11 protein-coding genes and 1 tRNA gene are annotated in these 13,891 nt (G+C 68.6%); 3 read left to right on the top strand and 9 right to left on the bottom strand.

The genetic code is table 11. The annotated features are described in order from the left end of the window. Window positions 1–12: 12 nt before the first annotated feature. The 5 genes from rho to lysA form a co-directional block, all read right to left on the bottom strand. Entirely contained in the window at window positions 13–2,022 is a 2,010-nt protein-coding gene (gene rho, locus KL788_RS04210) for a transcription termination factor Rho (RefSeq protein ID WP_293168792.1), read from the bottom strand. Between the two features lie 171 nt (window positions 2,023–2,193). Further along, complete coding sequence (thrB, locus tag KL788_RS04215) at window positions 2,194–3,162, bottom strand: homoserine kinase (protein WP_293168794.1); 969 nt, start codon at window positions 3,160–3,162, stop codon at window positions 2,194–2,196. Continuing rightward, window positions 3,159–4,241, bottom strand: a complete 1,083-nt coding sequence (gene thrC / locus KL788_RS04220) for a threonine synthase (protein ID WP_293168796.1) — start codon at window positions 4,239–4,241, stop codon at window positions 3,159–3,161. The genes thrB and thrC overlap by 4 nt, the downstream gene beginning before the upstream one ends. Continuing rightward, window positions 4,242–5,573 (bottom strand): homoserine dehydrogenase, encoded by a 1,332-nt coding sequence (locus KL788_RS04225; RefSeq protein WP_293168798.1) that lies wholly within the window; start codon window positions 5,571–5,573, stop codon window positions 4,242–4,244. Next, window positions 5,570–6,997, bottom strand: a complete 1,428-nt coding sequence (lysA, locus tag KL788_RS04230) for a diaminopimelate decarboxylase (protein WP_293168800.1) — start codon at window positions 6,995–6,997, stop codon at window positions 5,570–5,572. The genes KL788_RS04225 and lysA overlap by 4 nt, the downstream gene beginning before the upstream one ends. Window positions 6,998–7,170: 173 nt before the next feature. On the opposite strand from lysA, the gene KL788_RS04235 reads away from it, so the two are divergent. Then, on the top strand, window positions 7,171–8,553 hold the full coding sequence (locus KL788_RS04235; RefSeq protein ID WP_293168802.1) for an MBL fold metallo-hydrolase: 1,383 nt from the start codon (window positions 7,171–7,173) through the stop codon (window positions 8,551–8,553). Window positions 8,554–8,575: 22 nt separating this feature from the next. Here the strand turns inward: KL788_RS04235 and KL788_RS04240 are convergent, their stop codons facing one another. From KL788_RS04240 to KL788_RS04250, 3 genes are read right to left on the bottom strand one after another with little or no spacing between them, the layout of a single operon-like run. Beyond that, window positions 8,576–9,382: an LmeA family phospholipid-binding protein gene (locus KL788_RS04240; protein WP_293168804.1), complete on the bottom strand. Its 807-nt coding sequence runs from the start codon at window positions 9,380–9,382 to the stop codon at window positions 8,576–8,578. Between the two features lie 2 nt (window positions 9,383–9,384). After that, window positions 9,385–11,043 (bottom strand): arginine--tRNA ligase, encoded by a 1,659-nt coding sequence (argS, locus tag KL788_RS04245; protein WP_293168806.1) that lies wholly within the window; start codon window positions 11,041–11,043, stop codon window positions 9,385–9,387. A gap of 43 nt (window positions 11,044–11,086) precedes the next feature. Continuing rightward, window positions 11,087–11,908 (bottom strand): transglutaminase-like domain-containing protein, encoded by an 822-nt coding sequence (locus tag KL788_RS04250; protein ID WP_293168808.1) that lies wholly within the window; start codon window positions 11,906–11,908, stop codon window positions 11,087–11,089. Window positions 11,909–11,990: 82 nt separating this feature from the next. Here KL788_RS04250 and KL788_RS04255 point away from each other — a divergent pair. Then, window positions 11,991–12,063 (top strand) — tRNA-Arg (locus KL788_RS04255). A 129-nt stretch (window positions 12,064–12,192) separates the two neighbouring features. Here the strand turns inward: KL788_RS04255 and KL788_RS04260 are convergent. After that, window positions 12,193–12,669, bottom strand: a complete 477-nt coding sequence (locus KL788_RS04260; protein ID WP_293168810.1) for an ATP-dependent zinc protease family protein — start codon at window positions 12,667–12,669, stop codon at window positions 12,193–12,195. 24 nt (window positions 12,670–12,693) lie between these two features. Here KL788_RS04260 and KL788_RS04265 point away from each other — a divergent pair, with 24 nt between their 5' ends. Then, the gene (locus tag KL788_RS04265; protein WP_293173152.1) at window positions 12,694–13,884 is read left to right on the top strand and encodes a RimK family alpha-L-glutamate ligase; all 1,191 of its coding nucleotides are present in this window, start codon (window positions 12,694–12,696) and stop codon (window positions 13,882–13,884) included. Window positions 13,885–13,891: the final 7 nt, after the last annotated feature.

The following is a 13,891-nucleotide window of genomic DNA, read 5'->3' on the forward strand; positions in this document are numbered from 1 at the left end:
CGCATGACGGCATCAGTCGGTGTGCGCGGCGCTCGCCTGCGGCAGCGACTTCTGCACCGCGACCAAGAACTCGACGTTCGAGCCGGTCTCTTTCAGCTTGCCGAGCACGAGCTCGAGCGCCTGCTGGGTGTCGAGGCTGGCGAGCGCACGACGCAACTGCCAGGTGACGCGCACCTCGTCGGCGCCGAGCAGCATCTCCTCGCGACGAGTGCCCGAGGCAGAGATGTCGACGGCCGGGAAGATGCGCTTGTCGGCGAGCTGGCGCGAAAGGCGAAGCTCCATGTTGCCGGTGCCCTTGAACTCTTCGAAGATCACCTCGTCCATCTTCGAGCCGGTCTCAACGAGCGCCGTGGCGAGAATTGTCAGCGAGCCGCCATCTTCGATGTTGCGCGCCGCCCCGAAGAAGCGCTTCGGCGGGTAGAGCGCGGCCGAGTCGACGCCACCCGAGAGGATGCGCCCGCTCGTCGGCGCGGTCACGTTGTACGCGCGGCCCAGGCGGGTAATCGAGTCGAGCAGCACGACGACGTCGTGTCCGAGCTCGACGAGACGCTTCGCGCGCTCGATGGCGAGCTCAGCGACCGTCGTGTGGTCTTCTGCCGGGCGATCGAAGGTCGAGGCGATGACCTCGCCCTTGACCGAGCGCTGCATGTCGGTGACTTCTTCGGGTCGCTCGTCGACGAGCACGACCATGAGGTGCACCTCAGGGTTGTTCTTCGCAATCGAGTCGGCGATGGCCTGCAGTACGAGGGTCTTGCCCGCCTTGGGGGGCGAGACGATGAGGCCGCGCTGGCCCTTGCCGATCGGTGCGGCGAGGTCGATGATGCGCGTCGACAGCGTGCTGGCGTCGGTCTCGAGACGCAGACGCTCAGTCGGGTAGAGCGGCGTGAGCGCGCTGAACTCGACGCGGGCGCCGGCTTCTTCGAGCGTCTGGCCGTTGATCGAGTCGACGCGAACGAGGGCGTTGTACTTCTGGCGGCCCTGGTTCTCGCCTTCGCGCGGCTGGCGGATCGCGCCGACGACGGCGTCGCCCTTGCGCAGCGCGTACTTCTTAACCTGGCCGAGCGAGACGTAGACGTCGCTCGGGCCCGGCAGGTAGCCGGTCGTGCGCACGAAGGCGTAGTTGTCGAGCACATCGAGGATGCCCGCAACGGGAATCAGCACGTCATCGTCGCTGATCTCGGGCTCGATCTCGTCGCCGCCGGGGCCGCGCTTGCGATCACGACCACGGCCGCGGTTGCGGTTGCGGCCATCGGCATCTTGATCGGCGCGCTCGCTCTGCGGGCCGCGGTTGCCGCCCTGGCGCGAGTCGTTCGACTGGGTGTCGTTGCCATTGTCGTCGGCGCGGTTGTCGGCGCGGTTGTCGTTGCGGTTGCCGCCACGACCCCCTGCGACGCCCTGCTGGCCGCCGCGCTGATTGCCCTGCTGGGCGTTCTGCTGATTGCCCTGCTGGCCGTTGCCGTCACCGTTCTCGGCACGGTCGCCGCCACGGCGATTGCGGCTGCGGCTGCGGTTGCGGCCCGAGCCGCTGGCGCTGTCACCGTCGGTCGAGTCGGCATTCTGCTTCTCGGCCGATTCGGTGCCGTCAGCATCGCCGCTGTCGGTGGATGCGCTGGACGACTTCGACGCGTCCGACGCCTCGGCTGCGTCGTCGCCCGTCGAGGTCGGGGCAGCGTTGGTCGCTTCGGCCGCGGCTTTCGGGGTGAGCGTGTCGCTCGAGACGCGGCGCGAACCGCGTCGGCGCGCGCCGGTGTCAGCGGCGGACTCGCCGGCGTCTGCCGACGGCGCCGCCGATGCGGCGGGGACCTCGGCGCTCGCAGGCTCGTCGGCCGCAGTCTCGCTCGCGGGCTCGGCGCTCGCGGGGCTCTGGTTGTCGGTGATCGCTGCCACAAGCTCTCCCTTGCGAAGTTTCGATGCGCCGGGCACGCCGAGCTCGAGGGCGAGCTGCTGCAGCTGCGCGAGCTTGAGGGCGCTCAGGTTGGCGGGAATCTCCGGGCTCGAAGCACGGATGATGGGATCAGTCACGGGATGTTTTCCTTTCGGCTCCGGGCGAGATGCGCCACGGAGTATGCCCGGTGCTTCTGAATCGATCTGCCGATGTCGTGCGAGAGACCGGTGTCGGTGTCGTGAGCACAGTTGCAGCGAGATGCGGGTGGAAGCAGCGGAGCTGCTGGTGATGCTCGGGGAGTCTGCGGGCTATGCCGCGGCCTCGGCCGGATGCGTGACCACTGTAGCACCCTTGAAATCGACGGCCAGCATGTGCGATTCCCACGGCGTGGTGGCGTGCTTCTCGATGAGCTCGGCCGCGAGCAGCCGCTGCGAGGGGTCGCTGCAGAGCACGAGCACCGAGGGTCCGGCCCCGGAGACGACCGCCGCGAGGCCGTGCTCGCGCAGCACCTGGATGAGGGCGTTGGTCTCAGGCATGGCGCTGGCGCGGTAGCTCTGGTGCAGCTTGTCTTCGGTGGCGGCGTGCAGCAGTTCGGGGCTTTGGATGAGCGCGGCGATGAGCAGCGCCGACCGCGAAACGTTGAAGATCGCATCCTGGTGCGGCACCGACTCGGGCTGCAGCGAGCGCGCGAGCGCCGTCGACATCGTGCTCTCGACCGGCACAGCGACGAGCAACGAGACGCCGCGGTGCACGGTCAGCCGCTTGTGCTGCGGGCCTTCAGTCGTGACCCAGGCGATCGTGAGGCCGCCGAACAACGCGGGAGCAACATTGTCAGGGTGCCCTTCGAGCTCGGTTGCTCGTGCGAGCAGGTCATCCGGCCCGAGTTCGACGATTCCGTCGAGCAAGCCTTTGGCCGCCATGACCCCGGCGACGATGGCCGCGCCCGACGAGCCCATGCCGCGACCGTGCGGAATGACGTTGCGGGCGACAAGGTGCAGACCGGGAGCCGTGACGCCGTGCTTCTCGAAGGTGTGCAGAATCGAGCGCACCACGAGGTTCGACGCGTCGGTGGGCACTTCGCCCTCGCCCACGCCGTGCACCTCGACGAGAGCGCCCGGTTCGTCGCGCACACTCACCTCGAGCTCGTCGTAGACCGACAGGGCAAGCCCGAGTGTGTCGAAGCCGGGGCCGAGGTTGGCGGTGGTCGCCGGAACCTTCACGAGCACGCGGCGACCAGCGAGGCGCGGGTCGATCGTGGTCGAAGCGGCGCCGCTCACGCGCTGACCTTCTTCAGCCCCAGCACCGAGGCGACCTCGGCGGTATCGACCGGTACGACTGTCGGCGACACGTCGACGCCGTCAGCGCCCTTGAGAGCCCACTGCGGGTCTTTCAGCCCGTGGCCGGTGACCGTGAGCACGACCGTGGAGCCCGCGGGGATCATCCCGGCCTCTGACCGCTCGAGCAGGCCCGCCACCGAGATCGCCGAAGCGGGCTCGACGAAGATGCCGACCTCCTGCGAGAGCAAGCGGTGGGCGACGAGGATGTGCTCGTCGGAGATGGCGCCGAAGTAGCCGTTGCTGTCGTCGCGCGCGACGAGCGCGAGCTCCCACGACGCGGGGTTGCCGATGCGGATCGCGCTCGCGATCGTCTCGGGCTTCTTGACCGGCTCGCCGAGCACGATCGGCGCACTGCCGGCGGCCTGGAAGCCCAGCATGCGCGGCATGCGCGTCGTGGCACCGCGGTCGAGCTCTTCGCGGTAGCCGCGGTGGTACGCGGTGTAGTTGCCCGCGTTGCCCACGGGCACGATGTGGAAGTCGGGGGCGTCGTGCAGCACCTCGACGATCTCGAAGGCCGCCGTCTTCTGCCCCTCGATGCGGTCGGGGTTGACCGAGTTGACGAGGTGCACGGGGTAGTTCGACGAGAGGTCGCGCGCGATGTCAAGGCAGTCGTCGAAGTTGCCTTCGATCTGAATGAGCTCGGCCTTGTGGGCGATGGCCTGGCTCAGCTTGCCGAGCGCGATCTTGCCCTCGGGCACGAGCACGGCCGCGGTGATGCCTGCGTGCGTCGCGTAGGCGGCGGCCGAGGCCGAGGTGTTGCCGGTCGAGGCGCAGATGACGGCCTTCGCACCGTGCTCGACGGCTTTCGAGATGGCCATCGTCATGCCGCGGTCTTTGAACGAGCCCGTAGGGTTCATGCCCTCGAACTTGACGAAGACCTTCGCGCCCGTGCGCTCAGAGAGGTAGGGGGCCGGAATGAGCGGCGTGCCGCCCTCGCCGAGCGTGATGATCGGCGTCGCGTCGGAGACATCGAGGCGATCGGCGTATTCGTGCAGGAGTCCCCGCCATTGCGTGGCCATTCAGAGTCCTTCTACTCGCAGCACGCTCGTCACCGAGTGGACGACGCTGCTGGTGGTCAGTGCCGCGACCGTTGCGGCGAGGTCGGCCTCCGACGCTGCGTGAGTGCCGATCACCAGGGTAGCCGCGTCTGAGGCTTCAGGGTGTCCGGCCGCGTCACGGCTCGCCACCGACTGCTGCACGGTCTCGACCGAGACACCGTGGTTCTGGAAGAGCGCCGCAATGCCCGCGAGCACGCCCGGCTCGTCGACGACGACGAGCGTGATCTGGTAACGCGTGGTCACGGCGCTCATGGGCAGCACGGGCAGATCAGCGTGCGTGCTCTCCGCGACGCCCGGGCCGCCGACGACGTGCCGACGCGCTGCCGAGACGACGTCGCCGAGCACGGCCGAAGCGGTCTGGATGCCCCCAGCGCCTGCGCCGTAGAACATGAGCGGGCCGGCGGCCTCGGCTTCGACGAAGACCGCGTTGTTGGCACCGTGCACCGCGGCGAGAGGGTGCGTGTCAGGAATCAGGGCGGGGTGCACGCGGGCGCTCACGCCCTCGATACCCGTCGCGGGGTCGGTGAGCCGCTCGCAGATCGCGAGCAGCTTGACGACGTAGCCCGCCTTGCGTGCCGCGACGACCTGCTCGAGCGTGACCTCGGTGATGCCCTCGCGGTAGACGGCGTCGGCGGGCACAAGAGTGTGGAACGCGAGGCTTGCGAGAATGCCTGCCTTCTGCGCCGCGTCGTAGCCGCCGATATCGGCCGTCGGGTCGGCCTCGGCATAGCCGAGCTCGGTCGCGATCGCGAGCGCGTTCTCCATGGTCTCGCCGCGCGTATCCATGAGGTCGAGGATGAAGTTGGTCGTGCCGTTGACGATGCCCAGGATGCGCTCGACTCGGTCGCCGGCGAGCGAATCGCGCAGCGGGCGGATGATGGGGATCGCCCCGCCGACGGCGGCCTCGTAGTACAGCTGTGCGCCGACCTGCTCGGCCGCCTCGAAGAGTTCAGGACCATGGGTGGCGAGCAGCGCCTTGTTGGCGGTGATGACATCGGCGCCCGAGTTCAGGGCCTGCAGAATCAGGGTGCGCGCTGGCTCGAGCCCGCCCATGAGCTCGACGACGATGTCGGAGCCCAGAATGAGCGACTCGGCGTCGGTGGTGAGCAGCTCGCGCGGGAAGACGGTGTCGCGCGGAGCATCCACATCGCGCACCGCGACGCCGACCAGTTCGATGCCGGCGCCGATGCGGGCGGCGAGCTCGTCGCGGTGCGTGAGCAGCTGATCGGCCACCTGGGCGCCGACGCTACCGGCACCGAGCAGGGCGACGCGGAGGTTGCGGTACTCGATCACGGGGTGTCTCCTTGGGGGTGAGGATGCAGCACGGCATCTCTGCGCAGCAGGTCGTCGACCGTCTCGCCGTGCACGATGACGCGGTGCTCGCCGTCGCGAACGGCGACGACCGCGGGGCGGGTGAGGTAGTTGTAGTTGCTGGCGAGCGAGAAACAGTAAGCGCCCGTCGCGGGCACGGCCACGAGGTCATCAGGCGCGACATCGCTCGGCAGGTAGTCGGCCTGCACGACGATGTCGCCGCTCTCGCAGTGCTTGCCGGCGAGGCGCACGAGCACGGGCTCGGCGCTCGAGACTCGGCCCGCGAGGCGCACGCTGTAGTCGGCGCCGTAGAGCGCCGGCCGCGCGTTGTCGCTCATGCCGCCGTCGACGCTCACGTAGCGCCGCACGGCCGACTGCTCGCCGCTCTCGTCGAGGCTCACGACGACATCTTTCGTGGTGCCGACCGTGTAGAGCGTGACGCCCGCGGGCCCGATGATCGACCGGCCCGGCTCGACCGCCAGGTGCGGCATCGGGATGCCGAGCTCGCGCCGCACCTCGTCGACAGCCGCGACGAGCGCGTCGGCAACCTGCTCGATCGGAGGCGCCTCATCGCTGTCGACGTAGGCGATGCCGAATCCGCCGCCGAGGTTGAGCTCGGGCACGTCTCCCCCGGCGAGCAGCTCGGCGTGCAGGGCAAGCAGTCGGCGCGCGGCCTCGAGAAAGCCGTCGACGACGAGAATCTGCGAGCCGATGTGCGAGTGGAGTCCGAGGAAGCTCAGCGAATCGTGGGCGCGGATCTGCGCCACCGCGGCGGGCGCCTCGGCCAGCGGAATGCCGAACTTCTGGTCTTCGCGCGCTGTCGCGAGGTACTCGTGCGTGTGCGCGTGCACGCCCGAGTTGATGCGCAGCCGCACTGGCTGCACTCGGCCGTGCGCGCGGGCCGCCGTCGCCACGCGCTCGATCTCGAGCAGCGAGTCGATGACGATCGCGCCGACGCCTGCCGAAACGGCCCGATCGATCTCGGCGAGCGACTTGTTGTTGCCGTGCAGTCCGAGGCGGGCGGGGTCGGTGCCCGCGGCAAGGGCGACCGCGAGCTCTCCGCCGCTGGCCACGTCGATGTTGAGGCCCGCCGCCGTCATCCAGCGGGCCACCTCTGCACTCAAGAACGCCTTGCCCGCGTAATAGACGGTCGCTGTGGTGCCGTGGCGCTCGGCCGCCGCCCGAAACGCGTTGAGGGTTCGGGATGCTCGCTCGCGAGCATCCCGCTCATCGACGACGTACAGCGGTGTGCCGTAGCGGGCCGCGAGGTCGAGGGCCGAGACTCTCCCGATGCTGAGCGCCCCCGAGTCGTCGCGTTGCGCCGTCACCGGCCACAACTGCGGCGCGAGGTCGTGCGCGTCGGCGGGGTCGCCGAGCCACGACGGAGCGAGCGGGTTGACGGACACGAGCACCTCACGGGGGTCTGCAGCAGAGTGAGGCGAGCGAACCCGGATTGGTCCCTGAAGCCGATTCCAGTGTACCGACGCAGAATCGGGACTCTCGACCCTGGTGGCGCCACCATCGTCGCGCGACACTGACGGTGGCGGATTCGTCGACGAGGCCGCCGAAAAGAGGCGACATGTCTGAGCCGATGAACGTGCAGTTCTGGGGCGCCGTGGGCACCGTGACCGGGTCGAGAACGATTGTCGAGGTCGACGATCGTCGCGTGCTGGTCGACTGCGGGCTCTTTCAGGGCTACAAGCAGTTGCGCCTGCGCAACCGCGCACCTTTTCCGGTGCCGCCCGAGAGCATCGATGCTGTCGTGCTCACCCATGCGCACCTCGATCACACCGGCTACCTACCCGCGCTCGTGCGCGATGGCTTTCACGGTCCGGTGTTCTGCACACCTGGAACGGCAGAACTGCTGGGACTGCTGCTGCCCGACTCGGGCTATCTGCTCGAAGAAGAAGCGCGCTTCGCGCAGCGCAAGAAGTACTCGAGGCACGAGAAACCGACACCGCTGTACACGGTCGCCGATGCCGAACGAGCACTCGAGTCGCTCGTGCCGCGCCCCTTCGACACTGAGATCGACCTCGCCTCCGGCCACGGCAGCGCCGACCTGACGGCACGATTCGTCGCGGCGGGTCACATTCTTGGCGCAGCGCAGGCGCGCCTGACCAGTCGCGGGCGCACGGTGCACTTCTCGGGAGACCTCGGACGCGACGACGACGCGCTCATGCGTGCGCCTGCCGCTCTCGAACCTGCCCAGCTGGTGGTGGCCGAGTCGACCTACGGCGACCGGCAGCACCCCGATGCGAACCCCGAAGACGAGCTCGGCGAAGTAGTGGCGCGGGTCGCAAAACGGGGCGGCGTCGTGATCATTCCGGCGTTCGCGGTCGGCCGCGCACAGGCTCTGCTGCTGCACTTGGCGCGCCTGCGCCGACGGGGCGCGATCGGCGCGGTGCCGATCTACCTCAACAGCCCGATGGCTGTCGACGCCACAGCGCTGTATCGCGCCCACCCCGAAGAGCACCGCATCGACGATCGCGACTACGCCGAGATGTACGAGCTGGCCACCATGGTGAGCTCGGTCGATGACTCGAAACTGCTCAACCTGCGAGGCGGACCGATGATCATCATCTCGGCGAGCGGCATGCTCACGGGTGGTCGCGTGCTGCACCACATCGCTGCCTACGGCGACGACCCGCGCAACGCGATTCTGCTCACGGGGTACCAGGCTCCGGGCACCCGCGGCGGTGCGCTCGCTGGCGGGGCCGACGAACTGCGCATCTTCGGGCGCGACGTGCCGATTCGGGCAGAAGTCGTGCAGCTACAGAGCATGTCGGCGCACGCTGACGCCGATGGCGTTCTGCGCTGGTTGGCATCAGGAGCATCGCCCGGCACCCGCGTCGCGCTGAACCACGGTGAACCAGGGTCGGTCGATGCCTTGAGACTGCGCATCGAGCGTGAGCTCGACCTCACGGTGATCACGCCCGAGCAAGGCCAGCAGATCGAGGTGTGACCTCGCTCGAGAGTCGTCTCTGCTAGGGGCAGATTCCGCGGGTCGAGAAGCTCTCGCCGCCTAGGGCGACGTCGTCGGCGGTGAACACGACGAGCAACTGGTCGTCGCCGACCTGCACCGCGGTGAGCTCGAGAGCTTCGGGAAGATACTGCGCGACGCAGACGCGCTGCGTGGCGAGCAGCGGCTCGACGAGCCCCCCGAACTGGCTCTGCAGATCGGCGGCGTCGATCACCTGGTCGTTGATGACGATGCTCGAGGGGCTGAAGGCCAGCTGCCCGTTCTCGACGGTCGGAGTAACGCCGATGCCGATCGAGAACTGCACGCCGAAGATCTCGAAGCCGGTCTCGAACCGCACCTCGCGATCATCGAGCTGCACGTCGGTCACGACGACGCCGGAGAAGAACCCTGCCAGCGCCGCCACGTCGACCTCGGCCACGCGGTAGACGGCGCTGAGCGAGTCAGTCGGCTGCTGCGGGTCGAGCGGGGTGCCCGTCGCGCGCAACGACAGGTCGCCGACGAGTTCGCCGAACGCCACGCGCTCGACCTCGATCTGCACTGCTTCGAGCTCACCGCCTGCGGCCTGCCAGAGCACGGGCGGGCCTTCGATCACAACATCGACGGGATGCTCGGGCTCGAGTGCGAGCGCCTGCCGCACCTGATCGGCGATGAGTGCCGAGGCCTGCTGGCGGGCGAGCGACTCGGCGATCACGGCAACGATCGCGAGCACAATGACGACGCCCAGCAGCACAAGCCCGACGACGAGGCCGGTGCGACGACGCTTCGGGGCGGGCGTTTCGACGTAGACGGCTTCCTGCTGCTCGTCGGGCATGACTACATCCTTTCGGGTGCCGAGACGCCGATGAGCGTCAGGCCGTTGCGCAGCACTTGCCCGGCGGCATCGCTGAGCCACAGTCGCGCACTGTGCACGGGCTGCACGGGCTCGTCGCCCTGTGGTGCGACCCTGCAGGTGTCGTACCAGCGGTGGTACGACGCGGCGAGCTCTTCGAGATAGCGCGCGACGCGGTGGGGCTCGCGCAAAGTCGCGGCCTGTGCCACGATGCGCGGAAACTCAGCGAGAGCGCCGAGCAGCACGCTCTCGGTCTCGTCGATGAGCTGCGATGCGTCGAACTGCTCACGGGTGACACCCGCAGCCGCCGCATTGCGCGCGACCTGATGGGTGCGGGCGTGGGCGTACTGCACATAGAACACCGGGTTGTCGTTGGTGCGCTTCTGCAGCAGCTCGGGGTCGAGGGTGAGCGGAGAGTCGGCCGGGTAGCGCGCGAGCGAGAACCGCAGAGCGTCGGTGCCGAGCCACGCGCGCAGGTCGTTGAGCTCGATGATGTTGCCCGCTCGCTTGCTGAGTCGAGCACCGTTGATGCTCACGAGCTGCCCGATGAGCACCTCGATGTCGCGGTCGGGGTCGTCTCCCGCGGCTCCGGCGAGCGCCTTGAGGCGGTGCACGTAGCCGTGGTGGTCGGCGCCCAGCAAGTAGATCGTGTGGCCGAAGCCGCGATCGCGCTTCGACAGGTAGTAGGCCGCGTCGGCCGCGAAGTAGGTGTAGACCCCGTTGCCCCGCTTGATGACGCGGTCTTTGTCGTCGCCGAAGTCGGTCGTGCGCACCCAGATCGCATCATCGAGGTCGAAGACATGGCCTTGCGCACGCAACCGGTCGACCGCCTGATCGATCGGACTGGAACCCGCCGGTTCGTGCAGCTGGCGCTCGCTGAACCACACGTCGAAGCTCACGTTAAACGCGGCGAGCGAATCGCGAATCTCGGCGAGTTGCCAGCCGTACGCCAGTTCGCGCACGAGCTCGACGGCCTGCTCGCGCGGCATCGTCTCGAGATCGGGATGCTCGGTCAGGGCTCGCGCCCCCAGGTCGGCGATGTACTGGCCCGGGTAGCCGTTCTCGGGCGCGGGCTCGCCGAGCGCCGCGGCGAGCACCGATTCGCCGAAGAGGTCCATCTGCACGCCGGCGTCGTTGATGTAGAACTCGCTCGCCACTTCAGCACCGCTGGCCTTCAGCACGCGAGCGAGCGAGTCGCCCAGCGCAGCCCAGCGGGTGTGACCGATGTGCAGCGGGCCGGTCGGGTTCGCGGAGACGAACTCGAGATTGATGGTCTGCCCGGCGAGCGCCTCGGTGTGGCCGTATGCGTCGCCCGCCTCGACGATCGTGCGAGCGAGTTCGCCCGCCGCACCGGCTTCGAGACGGATGTTCACAAAACCCGGCCCGGCGACGTCGACGGCAGCCACACCGTCAATGGCCAGGATGCCGGGCACGAGCTCGTCCGCGAAAGCACGCGGGGGCATCCCGATCGTCTTCGCCGTCTTGAGCGCGACCGACGTCGCCCAGTCGCCGTGGTCACGATTGCGCGGACGCTCGAGCGCGATGTCGGCGACCGTCAACCCACCGGCGGCAGCCGCGTCTCGTCGCTCGACCGCGCTGACGACGACGGTGAGCAGAGCGGCGGCGAGCTGGTCGGGATTCACGATGATCGAGCCTACCCGCGCAGCACTGCGAGCCTCGCGCTGCTCAACCGAGATGCACGCGCACGCCCGGGTCTTCGACCACGAGCTCGTCTGCATCAGCCGTGACGGTGATGCGGATGAGCTCGAGCGCCGAGCCGTCGTTGGCGAGAAACGCGGTGTCAGCGGCATCTCGGCCGGTCGCGATGCGCAGCATGTTTTCGCGCGGGGCGAGCCCGGTGGCATCGAGCACGACCCACTCGTCGTCGACCACCGCTTCGACGACCGCGTGAAAGTCCATCGGCTCGAGTTGCGGCGCATAAACGGAGACGATGCGCGCGGGCAGGTCGGTGGCCCGCAGCACTCCCGCGAGCACGTGGGCGAAGTCGCGGCAGACGCCCTGGCCCGTGGCGAGCACCTCGGGCAGCCCGTCGGTCGGCTGCGTCGAGCCGATGACGTAGTCGAGGTTCTCGGCGACCCAGTCGCGCGCGGCGATCACGCGCTCGGCATCGGGCAGCTCGGTCAGCCGCTCGATGATCTCGGTGTCGATCAGCGGCCCCGCCAACTCGTCGCTCTGCACGTAGCGGCTCGGCCGCACGTAGAGCACGCGGTCGAGCGGCGCCACCGTGTGATCGCTCGCGCGACCCTCGACCGTAGCCGCGTAGCGCACGCTCAGGATGCCCGCATCGAGCTGCGCGGTGTGCCACCGAGTGCCGCCAGGGCCGCGCACCTCGTCGAGGGCGACAGGCTCATCGTTGACACGCACCTCGAGCCGCTCGTCGATCGACAGGCCCACGTCGTCAGCGACCGCCACGGCGAGCACGATGCCCGTCGGCTCGCCGAGCGAGGCGTCGATCTCGCACGCGACACGGCGACGGGTGGAGGACATGGAGTCAGCCTGGCACGAGGCTGCCCAGCAGGCGAGACCGTGCTGGCACGATCTGCCCGACGAGAACCGCTAGGCTGAGCGAGCCTCCGTAGCTCAGGGGATAGAGCATCAGTTTCCGGTACTGAGGGTCGCAGGTTCGAATCCTGTCGGGGGCGCTGTGCCTATTGCTGCGCCGCCGCTCCTGCGGCGCAGCGCCGCTTCCGCGCGACGAGCGCGGTCGTCGCGCTTCGCGCATTCGACATTTGTTGCCCGAACCGCTCCTGCGGCGCAGCGCCGCGTCGCCATCATTTGCCGCGGTTGGTGCGGCGCACCTCTTTGGGGGCACGCCCGCCGAGGAACGACCGCGACGGGTCGACGATGAATCGTCGGCGCAGCGCTTGACGGCCGATGAGCATCCGGAAGCCCATCGCATCGCGATTGGTCAACGTGACCTCGGCCGCGAACCGTTGCCCGAGCATGGTGATGTCGAGCATCACCACGATGCGCTCTTCGGTGTGGCCTGACGAGCTGCGCACGGTGCGCCGATCGTGGATGGGGCATTCGACTTGCACCGCGTCATCAGACGATTCTTGCCACGGCCTCACCCAGAACCGCACACGCTCCGCGCCGCCCTCGTCGACCACCTCGATGTCGAAGGCGTGCAGTGACGAGGTGCGCGCTCCCGTGTCGAGTTTGGCCTTGACCCACGGCACGTTCGCGCTGGGAATACCGACCCACTCGCGCCACCCCGCGATGGTGCTTAGATGGGCAGGCTCTCTCACCTCGCCATCATCTCAGGGCCGCTCATGAAAATCGCCATTCTCTCTCGTGCACCGCGCGCCTACTCGACGCAGCGGCTGCGTGCGGCCGCCGTCGACCGCGGCCACGAGGTCAAGGTGCTCAACACCCTGCGCTTCGCGATCGACCTCACGGGGCCCGAGCCCGACCTCAACTTCCGCGGCCGACCGCTCTCGACCTACGACGCGATCCTGCCGCGCATCGGTAGCTCGATCACCTACTTCGGCACGGCCGTCGTGCGGCAGTTCGAGCAGATGGATGTCTTCACTCCGAACACCGCCAACGGCATCAGCAACGCACGCGACAAGCTGCGGGCCACGCAGATTCTCTCGCGGCACAACATCGCCATGCCTGCCACCGCCTTCGTACGCAACCGCGCCGACGTGCGGCCCGCGATCGAGCGCGTCGGTGGTGCGCCGGTCGTCATCAAGCTGCTCGAGGGCACCCAGGGCATCGGCGTGATTCTCGCCCCGCAGGTCAAAGTCGCCGAGGCCATCATCGAGACACTGCACTCGACCAACCAGAACGTGCTCATCCAGCGCTTCATTTCCGAGAGCCGGGGTCGCGACATTCGGGCGCTCGTCGTCGGCGACCGGGTCGTGGCCGCGATGCGTCGCACCGCGCTCGGCGACGAGTTCCGCTCGAACGTGCACCGCGGCGGCTCGGTCGAATCGGTCGACCTGCCCGCCGACTACGCGCGGGTCGCCGTGCGATCGGCCCAGATCATGGGGTTGCGGGTCGCCGGTGTCGACATGCTCGAAAGCGACGACGGGCCGCTCGTCATGGAGGTCAACTCCTCCCCCGGCCTGCAGGGCATAGAGACGGCCACCAAGCTCGACGTGGCCGGCGCGATCATCGACTACATCTCGAACGAGGTGGCGTTTCCGGACATCGACGTTCGCCAGCGTCTCGCCGTGTCGACGGGCTACGGCGTCGCCGAGCTCTTCGTACACGCGGGGGCTGACATCGTTGGGGGCACGCTGGGCGAGTCGGGCATCCTCGACCGCGACATCACGGTGCTCACACTCAACCGCGGCACCACGGTGATTCCCAACCCGCGCACGAGTCAGGTTCTGCAGGCTGAAGACCGGCTTCTCTGCTTCGGCAACATGGAAGAGATGCGGTCGCTCATTCCCAGTCGTCGCCGCAGGGCGCGCGTGCGCCGACTGCCAAAGGCGACGCCCACGACCGCGGACTGACGCGCGA

Source organism: Microcella sp., from assembly GCF_019739195.1.
GTDB lineage: Bacteria > Actinomycetota > Actinomycetes > Actinomycetales > Microbacteriaceae > Microcella.